Source organism: Mycobacterium sp. 23 (assembly GCF_048287075.1).
Classification (GTDB): Bacteria; Actinomycetota; Actinomycetes; order Mycobacteriales; family Mycobacteriaceae; genus Mycobacterium; species Mycobacterium gordonae_B.
Map to the genome: position 1 here is coordinate 2,553,680 of NZ_JBLVUX010000005.1, position 15,096 is coordinate 2,568,775.

Annotated in this window: 13 protein-coding genes; 3 read left to right on the forward strand and 10 right to left on the reverse strand. The window is 68.3% G+C overall.

What is annotated here, in order from left to right; translation table 11 throughout:
* Positions 1-80 precede the first annotated feature (80 nt).
* Positions 81-842, forward strand: a complete 762-nt coding sequence (locus ACNQS7_RS13115; RefSeq protein ID WP_418012876.1) for an adenylate/guanylate cyclase domain-containing protein — start codon at positions 81-83, stop codon at positions 840-842.
* 85 nt (positions 843-927) lie between these two features.
* On the opposite strand, the gene secA is transcribed toward ACNQS7_RS13115, so the two are convergent.
* From secA to ACNQS7_RS13130, 3 genes are all read right to left on the reverse strand, one after another.
* Entirely contained in the window at positions 928-3,786 is a 2,859-nt protein-coding gene (gene secA, locus ACNQS7_RS13120) for a preprotein translocase subunit SecA (protein ID WP_418012877.1), read from the reverse strand.
* A 62-nt stretch (positions 3,787-3,848) separates the two neighbouring features.
* Entirely contained in the window at positions 3,849-4,550 is a 702-nt protein-coding gene (gene hpf, locus ACNQS7_RS13125; protein WP_055577305.1) for a ribosome hibernation-promoting factor, HPF/YfiA family, read from the reverse strand.
* Between the two features lie 229 nt (positions 4,551-4,779).
* Positions 4,780-5,412 (reverse strand): ComF family protein, encoded by a 633-nt coding sequence (locus tag ACNQS7_RS13130; RefSeq protein ID WP_418015979.1) that lies wholly within the window; start codon positions 5,410-5,412, stop codon positions 4,780-4,782.
* Between the two features lie 260 nt (positions 5,413-5,672).
* On the opposite strand from ACNQS7_RS13130, the gene ACNQS7_RS13135 reads away from it, so the two are divergent.
* Positions 5,673-6,500, forward strand: coding sequence for a L,D-transpeptidase (locus ACNQS7_RS13135; RefSeq protein WP_418015980.1), 828 nt, complete (start codon positions 5,673-5,675; stop codon positions 6,498-6,500).
* Here the strand turns inward: ACNQS7_RS13135 and ACNQS7_RS13140 are convergent.
* Positions 6,497-7,999 carry an HNH endonuclease signature motif containing protein gene (locus ACNQS7_RS13140; protein ID WP_418012878.1) on the reverse strand — a complete coding sequence of 501 codons (1,503 nt, stop codon included), beginning with the start codon at positions 7,997-7,999 and terminating at the stop codon, positions 6,497-6,499. The two genes, ACNQS7_RS13135 and ACNQS7_RS13140, sit on opposite strands and share 4 nt — an antisense overlap.
* Before the next feature lie 154 nt (positions 8,000-8,153).
* Between ACNQS7_RS13140 and ACNQS7_RS13145 the strand changes: the two genes are divergently transcribed.
* The gene (locus tag ACNQS7_RS13145) at positions 8,154-8,522 is read left to right on the forward strand and encodes a hypothetical protein (RefSeq protein WP_418012879.1); all 369 of its coding nucleotides are present in this window, start codon (positions 8,154-8,156) and stop codon (positions 8,520-8,522) included.
* Here ACNQS7_RS13145 and ACNQS7_RS13150 read toward each other — a convergent pair whose 3' ends face one another.
* From ACNQS7_RS13150 to ACNQS7_RS13175, 6 genes are all read right to left on the reverse strand, one after another.
* Positions 8,523-9,056: a hypothetical protein gene (locus ACNQS7_RS13150; RefSeq protein ID WP_418012880.1), complete on the reverse strand. Its 534-nt coding sequence runs from the start codon at positions 9,054-9,056 to the stop codon at positions 8,523-8,525.
* Between the two features lie 310 nt (positions 9,057-9,366).
* Positions 9,367-10,197, reverse strand: coding sequence for an LmeA family phospholipid-binding protein (locus ACNQS7_RS13155; RefSeq protein ID WP_310784384.1), 831 nt, complete (start codon positions 10,195-10,197; stop codon positions 9,367-9,369).
* Between the two features lie 44 nt (positions 10,198-10,241).
* Positions 10,242-11,990 (reverse strand): MtrAB system accessory lipoprotein LpqB, encoded by a 1,749-nt coding sequence (gene lpqB, locus ACNQS7_RS13160; RefSeq protein ID WP_418012881.1) that lies wholly within the window; start codon positions 11,988-11,990, stop codon positions 10,242-10,244.
* Positions 11,991-11,998: 8 nt separating this feature from the next.
* On the reverse strand, positions 11,999-13,666 hold the full coding sequence (gene mtrB / locus ACNQS7_RS13165; protein ID WP_055576515.1) for an MtrAB system histidine kinase MtrB: 1,668 nt from the start codon (positions 13,664-13,666) through the stop codon (positions 11,999-12,001).
* A gap of 27 nt (positions 13,667-13,693) precedes the next feature.
* Positions 13,694-14,380 carry a two-component system response regulator MtrA gene (gene mtrA / locus ACNQS7_RS13170; protein ID WP_055576516.1) on the reverse strand — a complete coding sequence of 229 codons (687 nt, stop codon included), beginning with the start codon at positions 14,378-14,380 and terminating at the stop codon, positions 13,694-13,696.
* Between the two features lie 80 nt (positions 14,381-14,460).
* Positions 14,461-15,093 carry a dTMP kinase gene (locus ACNQS7_RS13175; protein ID WP_418012882.1) on the reverse strand — a complete coding sequence of 211 codons (633 nt, stop codon included), beginning with the start codon at positions 15,091-15,093 and terminating at the stop codon, positions 14,461-14,463.
* Between the last annotated feature and the right edge of the window lie 3 nt (positions 15,094-15,096).

Here is a 15,096-nt window from a genome sequence, read left to right on the forward strand (position 1 = left end):
TCTGCACTCTATGGGGCTTCTGCACTTACTGGGGCAACTGCCCCATGTAACGCCCCGTTGCACGGCTCTAGCCTGGGCCCATGGTCACGGTGATCGAGCACAATCCCTGGGACAGCGTCCTCACCGACGGTCATGCGTCACTGGTCAAAGCGCGGCGGGTGTTCCGCTACCTGCCGTCGGCGCCGCGATGCAAGCTGTGCAATAACCCGTTCGGCGGCCCCGCCGGCCGGGTTCTCGCCGTCGCCGGGTTCAGCCCGTCGCGCAAGAACCCGAACCTGTGCAGCCGTTGCTGCGACGCGCTGCCGGCGGGCGGTGCCGAGGTGGACGTCGCGGTGCTGTTCGCCGACATCCGTGGGTCCACGGCGCTCGGTCAGCGCGGCGCGGCCAAGGACTTCGCGGCCCTGTTGAACCGGTTCTACGGGGCCGCGACGCAGACGCTGCTGCGGCACGACGCGGTGATCGACAAACTGATCGGCGACGAGGTGATGGCGTTCTTCGTTCGCGGCATCAGCGGTCCGCGGTACCGAGGCCATGCCGTCGCGGCCGGATTGGACCTGCTGCAGGCGGTCGGTTACGGCAGCGCCGAGGGCCCGTGGCTGGAGTTGGGTGTGGCGGTCAACGCCGGCATCGCGTACGTGGGCAACGTCGGCGACGCGGTCGTCGACTTCACCGCCCTGGGCGATCCGGTCAACGTCGCGGCGCGGATGCAGCAACATGCCGCCGGCGGAGAGTTGCTCGTCGCCGCCGGAGTGGCCGATGAGTGCGTGGGGTCCGCCCCGCGTCGCCCCCTGAATCTGCGGGGGCACGCTGTGCCGGTCGAAGCGTTCGCGCTAGGGGCGTGATCCTTTGGCCCGAGTGTGAAGCTGGCCGCACGTTCGGCGTCGAGCGTGCGGCCAGCCGCACCCTCGGCGTCGGGCGATGATCTAGCTAGCGCTTCTTGACCGATTTCGGCGGCTTGGCGCCGCGGCCCTGGCTCCGCGCCGCGGCCCGGCGTTCGCGACGGCTGCCGCCCGCGGCGGCGCCGGCGGAGGTCTTTGCCGCTCCGCCGCCGTTGCGCTGGAGTTGCGCCGAACCGTCCTCCGACGGGCCGGAGTAGGTGAGGGCGGGTGCCCCGCTGTCGCTGCTGTCGTCGATTCCCTTGGCGCGCAACGTACTTACCGGCTCCTTCGCCCGCACCGGCTCGTCGTCGCCCCCGTCGGAAGCGGCGGCGGTGGCGAATTCGGCCAGGCCTTCCGGCTGTTCGACCGGCGCGACGTCGACCTGAGGTGCCGGGACCGCCTCCACGCTGACGTTGAACAGGAAGCCGACCGACTCCTCCTTCATGCCGTCCAGCATGGCCATGAACATGTCGTAGCCCTCGCGTTGGTACTCCACCAGCGGGTCGCGCTGGGCCATCGCCCGCAGCCCGATGCCCTCCTTGAGGTAGTCCATCTCGTAGAGGTGCTCACGCCACTTCCGGTCGATCACGTTGAGCAGCACATTGCGCTCCAGTTGGCGCATCGCGCCCTCGCCGGCGATCTCCTCGAGCTCGGCTTCCCTTGCGGCATAAGCCTTGTCGGCATCCTTGAGCAGCTCGTCGAGGAGTTCCTCGCGGGTCAGGTCGTCGCGCTCGGAGTCCGCGTCGTGGTGAGTGAGGCTCTCGTGGCTGATGCCTACCGGGTACAGCGTCTTGAGCGCCGTCCACAATGCGTCCAGGTCCCAGTCCTCGGCGTAGCCCTCGCTGGTGGCGCCGTTGACGTACGCGGTGATGACGTCGGTCAGCATCTCCTTCGCCTGCTCCTTGAGGTTCTCCCCCTCCAGGATGCGGCGGCGCTCGGCGTAGATGACCTTGCGCTGCTGGTTCATCACCTCGTCGTACTTCAGGACGTTCTTGCGCATCTCGAAGTTCTGCTGCTCGACCTGGGTCTGCGCGCTCTTGATGGCGCGGGTGACCATCTTGGCCTCGATCGGGACGTCGTCGGGCAGATTCAGCCGGGTCAGCAGGCTTTCCAGCGCCGCGCCGTTGAAGCGGCGCATGAGCTCGTCGCCCAGCGACAGGTAGAACCGCGACTCCCCCGGGTCACCCTGGCGGCCGGACCGGCCGCGCAGCTGGTTGTCGATACGGCGGGACTCGTGGCGCTCGGTGCCGAGCACGTACAGGCCGCCGGCCTCGATGACCTCCTTGGCCTCCGAGCTCGCTTCCTCCTTGACCTTGGGCAACTCCTGGTGCCAGGCCTCTTCGTATTCCTCGGGCGTCTCCACCGGGTCCAGGCCGCGCTCGCGCAGCCGCTTGTCGGTGAGGAAGTCGACGTTGCCGCCCAGCACGATGTCGGTACCGCGGCCGGCCATGTTGGTGGCCACGGTGATGCCGCCACGCCGGCCGGCCTCGGCGATGATGCCGGCCTCCTGCTCGTGGTACTTGGCGTTGAGGACGTTGTGCGGGATGCGCCGCTTGGTGAACTGGCGCGACAGGTACTCCGAGCGCTCGACGCTGGTGGTGCCGATCAGGACCGGCTGGCCCTTCTCGTAACGCTCGGAGACGTCGTCGACCACGGCGATGTACTTGGCCTCTTCGGTCTTGTAGATGAGGTCGGACTGGTCGGTGCGGACCATCGGCTTGTTGGTCGGGATCGGCACCACACCCAGCTTGTAGATCTCGTGCAGCTCGGCCGCCTCGGTCTGGGCGGTGCCGGTCATGCCGGCCAGCTTGTCGTAGAGGCGGAAGTAGTTCTGCAGGGTGATGGTGGCCAGCGTCTGGTTCTCGGCCTTGATCTCGACGTGTTCCTTGGCCTCGATGGCCTGGTGCATGCCCTCGTTGTAGCGGCGGCCGATCAGCACGCGGCCGGTGAACTCGTCGACGATGAGGACCTCGCCGTTGCGGACGATGTAGTCCTTGTCGCGGTTGAACAGCTCCTTGGCCTTCAGCGCGTTGTTCAGGTAACTCACCAACGGCGAGTTGGCGGCCTCGTAGAGGTTGTCGATGCCGAGCTGGTCCTCGACGAACTCCACGCCCTTCTCGTGCACACCGACCGTGCGCTTGCGCAGGTCCACCTCGTAGTGGGTGTCCTTCTGCATCAGCGGCGCCAGCCGGGCGAACTCGGTGTACCAGTTGGACGCGCCGTCGGCGGGCCCGGAGATGATCAGCGGGGTACGGGCCTCGTCGATCAGGATGGAGTCGACCTCGTCGACGATGGCGAAGTTGTGCCCGCGCTGCACCAGGTCGTCCAGCGAGTGCGCCATGTTGTCGCGCAGGTAGTCGAAGCCGAACTCGTTGTTGGTGCCGTAAGTGATGTCGGCGTTGTAGGCGACGCGGCGTTCCTCCGGCGTCATCTGGGCCAGAATGACGCCGACGTCCAAGCCGAGGAACCGGTGCACCCGGCCCATCCACTCGCTGTCGCGTTTGGCCAGGTAGTCGTTGACGGTGACGACGTGCACGCCCTTGCCGGCCAGCGCGTTGAGGTAGGCCGGCAACACACAGGTCAGGGTCTTGCCCTCACCGGTCTTCATCTCGGCGACGTTGCCCAGGTGCAGGGCCGCCGCACCCATCACCTGCACGTCAAACGGGCGCTGGTCGAGCACCCGCCAGGCGGCCTCGCGGGCCACCGCGAACGCCTCGGGGAGCAGGTCTTCGAGGTCCTCCGGGTTTTTCTCGTCTGCCAGACGCCGTCTGAACTCGTCGGTCTTGGCCCTCAGTTCCGCGTCGGTCAACTTTTCTACGTCGTCCGACAACGTGTTCACATAGTCGGCCACCTTCTTGAGGCGTTTGACCATGCGACCTTCACCAAGGCGCAGCAATCTAGACAGCACAGCTTTGTTCCCCTGTTGGGTAGGAGTCTTTCAGGCGACCCCCATCCTAGGTGACGGGGTGATCAGGCCAATCTGATCAGGCCGTAGTCGTAGGCGTGCCTGCGATAAACCACCGACGGCCGCTCGGTCTCCTTGTCGAAGAACAAGAAGAAGTCGTGCCCGACGAGCTCCATCTCGTAGAGCGCGTCGTCGACCGACATCGGCTTGGCCGGGTGCTCCTTGGTGCGCACCACCTTGCCCGGCTCGTGGTCTTTGTGGTCCTTGCGGTCCGGCTCGGCGCCCAGGTGATCGTGCGCATCGGCCGGTTCGGCGTTGAACGCCTTCTCCGGTGGCGGCAGCACCGCGGTGGCCTCGGCCAGCGACACCGGCGTCTTGTCGCCGTAATGCACCTTGCGGCGGTCCTTGCCGCGGCGCAGCCGGTTCTCCAGCTTGGCGACGGCTGATTCCAGCGCCGCGTAGAAACTGTCGGCGCAGGCCTCGCCGCGCACGACCGGGCCGCGACCGCGGGCGGTGATCTCTATGCGCTGACAGGCCTTGCGTTGGCGGCGGTTGCGCTCATGGTCAAGCTCGACGTCGAAAAGGTAGATGGTCTTGTCGAAGCGCTCGCAGCGGGCGAGCTTCTGTGAAACGTAGACGCGGAAATGATCGGGTATCTCGACGTTGCGCCCTTTGAACACGATCTCGGCGTTGGCCGTCGGTTCGGCCTGGTCTTCGGTTCCGGCTGCATCGAGAACCTGCTCGGAATCCGCGGTAAGCCTTGGCATTCGTGACAACTCGTTTCTCTTTTCACGTCACACGCGACCTGCGTGCCCGGCACTGATTCAGATACGCGCCGACGGGGTTAGAGCGGTACGAAGGAGCCACCGCCGCAGGCTGCCCGCCGGAGCAAGAGATCGTATTCTCACCTCCTACCGCGGGTGCTGCTGGTGTTGTCGACGTTAGCCCTTGTTCGCCTCACCGTGCCACCCCATTCGCAGACCTGTTGCGAGTTCTTCACGCGGCGGCGATGGCGAGAACCGCGGCTACCCGCACGCCGGCGGCCCGCAGCACCCGAACGGATTCCCGGGCCGTGGCCCCGGTGGTGACGACGTCGTCGACGACCAACACCTCGGTGCCGGGCCGCGGACCGCGCAGCCGAACCCGGCCGGCGATATTGCGTTCGCGGGCCGAGCTGTCCAGGCCCACCGAGTCGCGGGCCAGGGCCCGCATGCGCAACGCGGCGGTGACTGTGACGTCGGGGTTGGCGGCCACGGCGGCGTGCGCGATCCGGGCGACCGGATCACCGCCGCGCCGGCGGGCCGCGGAGCGCCGGGTGGGCGCGGGCACGATCGTCAGCGGGGTTTCCACCATGCCCCAGCAACAGAGTCGGTGGAGGCCGACGGCCAGGGCGTGTGCCAGGGGTGTCACAAGATCTGAGCGGCCGCGCTCCTTGAGCGCCAGGACAGCCTGGCGGCGGACTCCGGTATAGCGGCCTAGCGCGAACACGGGGACTTCCGGGTCGATGCGGGGGCTGATCACCAGCGGCTCGCCAGGCTCGACGGCGAGTGCGGCGGCGCACGCCGGACACCATCGGGTTGCCGGAACTCCGCAGCCGCCGCACTGCAGCGGCGCAACCAGATCGAGCAAGTCGAGCATGAGCACAGTGTCGCCGTAGGGGGTGACAAGGCCGGATGGAGACCGACTTGTAACCAAACACTGACCGACTTGCGCACGCGCGCTTACGTTTACGCGCTGGTGGCGGCCCTACCATTCGAGCAGCGACGTCTTATTACCCATCCGACCAATTACCCGAATGAGAGAAAGCCATGCGGGCGGCAATCCGGTCTCTGCTGGTGTTCATCGGCATCACTTCGACAGTGTTGGCGGGGCACGCCGGTGTAACGCTGATGGCGGCGAGCAAAACGAGCGGCTATTCCGGCCTCGTCTCTGGGATTGTCGCGATCCTGCCCGTACGCGGCTCCGTCGTGGGTGTCGCCCACCCGATCGTGGTGACTTTCGGCAGTCCGGTCGCGGATCGTGAGGCCGTGGAGCGCGCCATCGAAGTGACATCGGCGCCCGCGATGAGCGGCAGATTCGAGTGGGTGGACAGCAACGTCGTGCAGTGGGTGCCCGACCGGTTCTGGCCGGCGCACAGCACCGTGGCGCTGTCGGTTGGCGGCCTGCGCACGGAGTTCAAGACGGGTCCGGCGGTGGTCGGCGTCGCGGATATCACCAACCACACCTTCACCGTCAGCATCGACGGGGTGGAAGCCGACACGCCGCCGCCCGCCCTGCCGGCGCCGCATCACCGGTCGCACTTCGGTGAAGCGGGCGTGTTGCCGGCGTCGATGGGCAGGCCGGAGTACGCGACGCCGGTGGGGACGTACAGCGTGCTGGCCAAAGACCGCTCGGTGATGATGGATTCGAGCAGCGTCGGCATACCCGTCGACAACCCCGACGGATACCGGCTACAGGTCGACTACGCCGTCCGCATCACCAACCACGGCTTATACGTCCATTCGGCGCCGTGGGCGGTCAACGCGATGGGCGTCGAGAACGTCAGCCACGGCTGCATCAGCCTGAGCCCCACCGACGCGGAGTGGTATTTCAACACGGTCCACGTGGGCGACCCGGTGATCGTCAAAGAAGGCGTCCCGGCTGTCGACAGCGGCAAGGAAGCCGACGTCAAGCCGCCGCAACCGTCGACCCTCAACCCCGATCGGCCGCCCAGCTAGAAGGGTGGGGGTTCGTCGTCGGGTGGGCCGGTGGCGGTGGTGCGGGCTTGGTGGTTGGCGCGGCGTTCGGCGGCCACGCGCGCGGCGCGGGCCTGGGCGCGGGTGCGGCGGCGGGTGGGCATCATCGCGGTGCGCTCGGCGCAGTAGTCGGTGGGTGGGGTCTGGGCTTCGGGGGCGGGCATGCCGCCCACCGCGTGACACAGGCTGGGAAACAGCAGCACAGACCCGGGGGTGGTGACGTGGGTGTCCCCGCCGGGGCTGGTGAGGATCAGGGTGCCGTCGGCGAGTTGTTTCTCGGTCCAGCCCCAGAACGTTTTCATCAGATGATGGGTGCGGCAGTAGCACTTCATGTTGCCGGCGTGGGTGGGCCCACCGGAGGCGTAGGGGGTGGTGTGGTCGAGGTCGCAGTGGGTGGCCGGCACGTCGCAGCCGGGCCAGCGGCACGTCAGGTCCCGGGCCCGCACGAAATCGGCCAACGCCGGCGAGGGGTGGTAGTGGGGTTCGGGTGCGGCGTAGCCGGGGTGGATCAACGGGACCTGTTTGGCCGTCAACGCCAACTCGGCCAGCAGGTCGGGGGTGATCAGGTCCTCCCCACCGAGCAGGCAGGCGGGGCTGTCGCTGCGCCCGGCCAGGGTGGCGGCTTCGGCGATCACATGGATCACCACCGGGCTGGCCGGCTTTTTCCCGGCGGCGGTGCAGTCCGGGCGCGCGCATTCACAGCCCAGCCGGGTGGCGCCGGCGGCCAAGGCCCCCAGGGCATCGGCGCGGCGCTGGGCCAGGGTGCGTGGATCGTTGGGGCACACGGTGGCCGCCAGCGCCGAGAGCCGCGCATCGATGGCCTTAGCATCGGTGGCGCGCAGCCGTCCCTCGATCTGCGCCACCCCGTCCTGGGGCGGGCTGATCCACACCTCCCGCTCGGCCCGGGCCTCGGTGCGGCGGCGCAGCGCATCGGCATCAGCGCGGGCCACGATCGCATCGACCTTCTGCGACAACCTCCCCCGGCTCAGCGAGGGCCAGCGCGTCACCCGCGCCGCGACCGTGGCATCGACGGCCGCCAGCACGTCACGGTCTTCGATCAGATCGGTGCGGTACACGATCGTCGTGAATGCCTCATAGTCGATGTCGCCGGCGCAGAACACCGCCGCGACCTCCGGTAGGCGCTCCCGCATCGCCCGGGCATAACGCACCTTGGTCTCCGCGCGGCCCTGGCTGATCCGCAGCCCCGCCGCCACCTCCCCGGCGACGGCCTTCATCGTGTCGATCGCCCACTGCCCCCGCTCCCCACCGCCCACCAAGCGGTGGGCGAACAACGCCCCCACCGCCACCAACTCCGCGGCCGCACCCTGATTGACCACCCGCGCCGCCCCACCAATACGCGCCACCCAGCCCACCGACTCCTCGGTCTGTTCCAGCAGCGCCCGCCGATGGGCCACCACCTCCGCGAGGTAGCCGTCGTAATCCGCCAACCCACACGGAAGGCACGGCAATCTATCGAACATGTGTTCGAGTATACCTACTACCTCTGACAGGACTCAGTGTCATCTCTCAGGGCATCGGTGACACACTCTGCAGGGTTGCAGCTGGATAGCTGTGGCCGGCGCCGAAGTTCCAACGAGCTCTGCGCGAAGCCGGAAAGTAATCGACAATCGGTCGATGACAGCCCAGAATCCAGCCTTCCGCACGGGACGGGGAAACGGCGGGGTGGTCGGGCTCGTCGCGCTGCATGCCGTGCTGGTGCTTTTCACCGTGCTGCTGAATCTGGCCCTACTCGTCACCGCCGATCCACACGACCAGTGCCGCATTCACCATGTGCACTGCGATCGAGGAGCCCACCTCCGGGAGGCAGCGCTGATCAGTGTGGTGGGAACCGCCGTCCTGATCATTCTCGAGATCGCCATCGGGACCTACGCCCACTTGTGGAAACGCCAACGACTCCACTTCGCCGTGCCGCTGCTGTGCTGCTTCGGCCAGTTCGTCATCCTGTGCGCAGCCTTCACTCTGGGCGCCACCGGGATTCCGTAACTACTGCGCCGGCGCGCCCACCGCCCCGCACGCCGGCAGCGCCGTCGTCGTGCCGGCCAAGACGGCTGGAATCGGCGCCGAGGGCACCTCGGCGGCAACGGCCTGCGGCGCCGGAGCCTGCGGCCCGGGCAGCACGACCGGGTCAGCGGCCTTGCCACTCGAGGGAGTCATCGGCGCACCCTTGCCCGTCCCCGCCTGCGTCGCGATCGGTGCAGCCGCCGGCGCCGCCTCGGCCGCGCCGGCTCCCGCGCCCGCGACCGGGACCACCGGCGCCACCGGAGGCACCACGGGCACGGGCGGCACGACCGGCACCGGCGGCACGACCGGCACCGCCGGCGCGATCGGCACCGGACCTGGCAGCACTACGGGCGCCGCTGCTACCGGCCCCGCAGCGAAGCCCATCTGTTGCTCAATGCAGTTCCCACCACCGGTCCGCAGCGGAGTGGCCACCGCGCCCGGACTCAATGCCAGCGCAGCTCCGCACAACCCCGCGCCGGCCGCAACCGCTACGCAGAATCGATCGATTATCCGCAACGCCAACTCCGTTCAATCTCCCCAATTGCCCCCGCAATTAATGACAATGGGGAACCGTATCGGCGCGCCGAATTCTTGCCTAGAGGCCTAGGTTGATGGTTGCCGAACCGATGCCGAGCCCCAGCCGCGCCGTGACGGTGTCTTTCCCAAATAGTTACGCAGCGAAGGGTTTTGGGCACCGAAGCTGTGCTACGCGACCAATTCGTGACCTGTACACGGTCAATCGGCAGACCGCAAAATTCGATCGATTAATGGCCGGCCAGCAAAATCGAGGCATAAATTACAGCGGTGTAATTTACATTAATGTAATTCACTCGCCGGAGTCGGAACCCCACCACAGTGACGGCCAGCTGAAGCTCAGCGCCCCCTGACTCAGTCGCGTGATCAGGTCTTCGAGCGCCCGCAGCGGCAGTTCCATTCGCCATTCGGGCAGCAGTCCGGACAGGTGCAGGGATTCCGGCGTCAGCTCGACGCCGGTGATCATCAGGCCGTGCGGCAACTCCGGCAACGGCACCTGGTACGCGGGTGCGCGCAACGGCAACTTCCACCGCCGCTGCCCGGCCACCACCGCGCGCGGGCGCAGCCACAACGTCGAGCCGACCACGTCGGCGTCCACCTCGAGCCCACCCAGGCCCGGACGGCGTGCCCAGCTCAACAGCGCGGTCCCGTCCTCCCCCGACTCGCTGCGCAGATGGGGCGCCGCCTGCTCCAGCACATGGTCGAAGACGTCTTTCGGCAGCTCGGTCGTCAACTCCGTCGGAGCCGCGATGACCAGCGGCGGCACGCCGGGACGGATGTGCACGTTGCGCATCACGGCGACCGCACTCTGCAGACGGTTGTCGGCCCAGCAGATGTCGCGGGCCGCCACCCGCACCTCGCCGAGCTGGCCCACCGGCAACCCCTGGGGATCCAGCTCCGATTCCAGCTCGACGACGGTCAGCGTCACGTCCTGATCGCCGATGCGGACGGTGACTTCCTTGCCGACCAGCAGCTGCTGCAAGGTCGCGAACAGGGTCCGGTAGGGCATTGCGACCGCGTGGGCGCCGACCGACGGTATCCCGGTCGACGACCAGAGGGAAGCCAGCATCTCCAAGGCGCGGAACGGGTCGTCCCAACGCAGGAAAGGAACCTTGGGCGACATCGGCAAGCGCCTCCTCACCAGCAGATTAGCCGGTGCCGGCGCAGTTATCCCGGCAGGACCGGCGCGGCCCCGCCGATCATCAGACCGGCCACCTCCGACCAGCCCTGTTGGTTCTCGGCCGCAGACGCGGAGTACATCAGCACGCCCTGCGGACCGGCGACATACACGGTGGACGGACTTGCCGCGATCGCGAACAGCGGGATCTGCAGCCCGCGCGCGGGCGCATCCGAGTTGACGCCGTCCAGGTTTACGTAGGACACCGGGTGGGTGGCGTCGTTGCGGGTCACCACGATGTCGTCACCCGTTCGCCAATACAGCGACACCACCGACGTTCCCAGGCCGAAGCCCAGCCGCCGCGGGTAGGTCAGGGCGAACTGTCCGGCCTGCGTCTGCTCGACACCGGCCAGGATCACCTGTCCGCCGATCACCATTGCCGCGCGCGTCCCGTCCCGGGACAACTGCAGATCGGTGATGGGCCCGGGGAAGCGGCTGGACACCGCGGTGGAGTCCACGGGAATGCGGGCGGGCTGTCCGGTGGCGGGTTCCTGGATCGCCCGCAGCACGTTGTTGGCGTCGACGACCACCCAGACCGCATCGTCCAGCGACCAACTGGGCCGCGACAGGTTGTGCCCGTCGGCGGACTGGACCGCTTCGCCGCCGAGGTCCCCGATCCATAACGATGCCGCCATGTCCGGCGCTCCGCGGCGCAGCGTCACCACCGACGCCACCTGCCGCCCACTGCGCGACAGTGCGGCACCGGTCTGATCCCCCATGTGACCGAAGGCCCCCGGCACCGTGGTGACGTGCTGGCCGTCCAGCTCCACCAGCGATCCGCCCACCAGCGCATGCAGGCCCGCGCCGGCACCGTCGGCCACGCCCGGGTCGGTGGCGGCGACGTCGGAGGTGTTCCAGCCCTGGGCGAACCGGTCGTCCAGCGGGGCGCCGTCGGCGTTGATGACGTAGGGCCCGCGGATGTCGGCCCGCGCCAGCGTCCAGATGATCTGCGCGGCAAGCAGAGCCCTGCTGTGCGGATCGGTGGTGGACAGCTTCTCCAGCTCAATGCGGGCGCCGCCGTAGCCCTTGCCCACTCCGCTCTTGCCCCCGTCGGCCCGGGTGACCGGCCCACGCAACCGCAGTGGCGGAGCCAGCAGGTTGCGCACCGTATGCGCCATCTCGGGGCGGGGGCCGGCCAGCAGCTTCGAGATGAGCTCGGTGGCCAGCTGGTCGTGGTCGGACACCGCGACGTAGCGCGGATCGGGCACCACGGTCTTGCCGGTGGGGTCGGCGAAATACAGCGTGTTCCGCTTGTAGGTCGACTGGAACTGCTGCCAGTCCAGGAACACTCCGTTGGGCAGCCGGTCGATACGCCACCCGCCGGAGGTCTTGACCAACTCGATCTGCCCCGGGTCGGGCAACTGGCCCTCGGCGGTCTCGAAAACTCCGATGTCGGACAGCGAGCCCAGGATGTCGGCCCGCATCGTGGCCGAAACACGTTCGGCGCCACGGGTTTCGACGAACACCACATGGTCGATCAGCAGCGCGCTACCGGCGTCGTCCCAGGAGTTGGAGGCCGACTGGGTGAGGAACTGCCTGGCCGCCAGGTGCCGGTTCGCCGGGTCGGCGGTGGCCTTGAGGAATTCGCGCAACAGCACGTCGGGATCCATCCCCGGGGTGGGTTTGGGCAGGTTCGACGGCGCCGGCCGCTCGACCGTGCCGATGGCCTGCGGCGCCGACGAACTGGGCACGCTCGCACAGCCCGACAGCACGCTCACCGCTGTGAGCAAGGCAATCATCGCGCGTCTCATCCGGCGTGCTCCCGGGTGCGCTGATCGGCGACGGCAGCCGGGTTGGCCGCCGGAGCAGGCGCCGGGATCGGCTTCATGGGCAGCGGGCTGGTGGTCACCTTGTGCCCCCGCACCAGCGGCAGCGTCAGCCGGAAGCAGGCGCCCTGGCCGGGCTCGCCCCAGGCTTCCAGGCGGCCCTGGTGCAGCCGGGCATCCTCGATGCTGATCGCCAGGCCCAGCCCGGTACCCCCGGAGCGCCGCACCCGGGACGGGTCGGAGCGCCAGAACCGGCTGAACACCAGCTTCTCCTCACCGGGCCGCAGGCCGACGCCGTAGTCGCGGACGGTGACTGCGACCGTGTCCACGTCGGCCGCCATCCGGATCCGCACCGGCTTGTGCTCGGCATGGTCGATGGCGTTGGCGATCAGGTTGCGCAGAATGCGTTCCACCCGGCGGGCGTCGACCTCCGCGATCACTTCCTCGGTCGGCATGTCTACCAGCAGCTCGATGCCGGCCTCCTCGGCCAGGTGGCCGACGTTGGTCAGGGCCTTGTTGACGGTGGTGCGCAGGTCGACCGCCTCCACGGACAACTCGGCCACCCCGGCGTCGTGCCGGGAGATCTCCAGCAGGTCGTTGAGCAGCGTCTCGAAGCGGTCCAACTCGTTGACCATCAATTCGGTGGAGCGGCGCAGGGCGGGATCCAGGTCGGCGCTGTGGTCGTAGATCAGGTCGGCGGCCATCCGCACCGTGGTCAGCGGGGTGCGCAGTTCGTGGCTGACGTCGGAGGTGAACCGGCGTTGCAGGTTGCCGAACTCTTCGAGCTGGGTGATCTGCCGGGACAGGCTCTCGGCCATGTCGTTGAACGAGACCGCCAGCCGCGCCATATCGTCCTCACCGCGGACCGGCATGCGCTCGGACAAATGTCCCTCGGCGAACCGCTCGGCGATCCGCGAGGCGGACCGCACCGGCACCACCACCTGGCGGGAGACCAGCAGGGCGATGCCCGCGAGCAAGAGCAGCAGCACCAGCCCGCCGGTGGCCATCGTGCTGCGCACCAGCGTGATGGTGGCCTGCTCGTTGGCCAGCGGGAAGATCAGGTACAGCTCGAGGTTCGCCACCCGCGACGATGTCGGTGTCCCGACGATCAGCGCCGGCCCGGAGAACCCGTCGGTGTGCACCGTCGCGTACTGGTACGCGGCCTGACCTGCTTTGACGAAGCCCCGCAACGCGTTGGGCACCTGGTCGACGGGTCCGGCCGTCGAAGCGGCCCGCGGGCCGTCCCCCGGCACCATGAGCACCGCGTCGAAGGCACCGGCCAGGCCGGCGCCGGAGGCGGGATCGGTCTTCGAGGTCAGCGTGTTGCGGGCCAACTGCAGGCTGCTGTCCAGTGAGCGGGTTTCCTCACCGTTGACGATTCCGCTGACGGTGTTGCGCGCCCGCTCGATCTGGTCGGTGGCGGCCTTGACCTTGACGTCGAGCACGCGATTGGTGACCTGACTGGTCAGCACGAAACCCAGCGCCAGAATCACAGCCAGCGACAACCCGAGGGTCAGCGCAACGACACGCAGTTGCAGGGAACGCCGCCAAACCACAGCGACGGCACGGCTCACAGCACTCAAGCCGCGCGGCAGGGGCCCCGAACGGCCCCAGCGACCTCGACTACGTCGTGGAGAGCGCCAGATCACCTACACCGCACTCTCCCGGCCGCCGGATCACGGGGGGCCGGCCTTGTAACCCACTCCTCGAACGGTCAGAACCACGGTCGGGTTCTCGGGATCCTTTTCGACCTTGGCGCGCAGGCGCTGGACGTGCACGTTCACCAGGCGGGTGTCCGCCGGGTGCCGGTATCCCCAGACCTGTTCGAGCAGCACATCACGAGTAAACACCTGGCGGGGTTTACGCGCCAACGCGACCAACAGGTCGAATTCCAGCGGCGTGAGCGAGATCTGCTCACCGTTGCGGGTGACCTTGTGCGCCGGCACGTCGATGTCGACGTCGGCGATGGACAGCATCTCGGCCGGCTCGTCGTCGTTGCGCCGCAACCGCGCCCGCACCCGCGCCACCAGCTCCTTGGGCTTGAACGGCTTCATGATGTAGTCGTCGGCACCGGACTCCAGGCCGAGCACCACGTCCACGGTGTCGGTCTTGGCGGTCAGCATGACGATCGGCACGCCGGAATCGGCGCGCAGCACCCGGCAGACGTCGATGCCGTTCATGCCCGGCAGCATCAAGTCCAACAGCACCAGATCCGGACGCAATTCGCGCACGGCGGTCAGGGCCTGAGTGCCATCGCCGATGACCGCGGTGTCGAAACCCTCCCCACGCAACACGATGGTGAGCATCTCGGCCAGCGAAGCGTCGTCGTCGACGACCAGAATCCTTTGCCTCATGGAGTCCATGGTGTCACCAGATCCGGACAAAACTCGGCTACCACACGGGTGTTTCTTGATTGATAAGGGCAAATAGCGCCGAATTTGTGCTAAACAGCCGTCAACTCGGCCGCCAGAGCGGCCGGATCGACGTCCGCGTCCACCACGAGCCATCGCCCGGACCACCCCGCGGCGGCCAGTCCGGCGTACACCTCGCCGGTCCGGCGTTGCAGTCCGTCGTCGCGTTCGTAGCTGTCGCGCGCCCGGCCCGGGTCGCTCTCGGCGCGGTCGCGGGCCCGCTGCCCGGCCAGTTCCGCCGGCACCGCGAGCAGGATCTGCCAGTCCGGCACCGGTAGCGCAAGCCGCTCGTATTCCAGCGCGTGCACCCACGCCACCGCGTCCCCGGCCGCGTCCTGATGCAACCGGGCCGCGCTGTAGGCGGCGTTGGAGGCGACGTAGCGGTCCAGGATCACCACGTCGTGCTCGCGCCCCAGCCGTTGTACATCCGCGACGGCCCCGGCCCGGTCGAGCGCGAACAATGTCGCCATCCCGTACACCGATTGCGCGAGATCACCGTGCTGACCGTGCAGCGCCTCGGCCGCGAGGTCAGCGGTGATGGACTGCCCGTAGCGCGGGAACGCCAGCGTCGCCACCGACTTGCCGGCGCGGTGCAGGTGCGCGCGCAGGCCGTCGGTCAGCGTGCGCTTGCCGGAGCCGTCGACGCCTTCGATCGCGATCAGCACGGC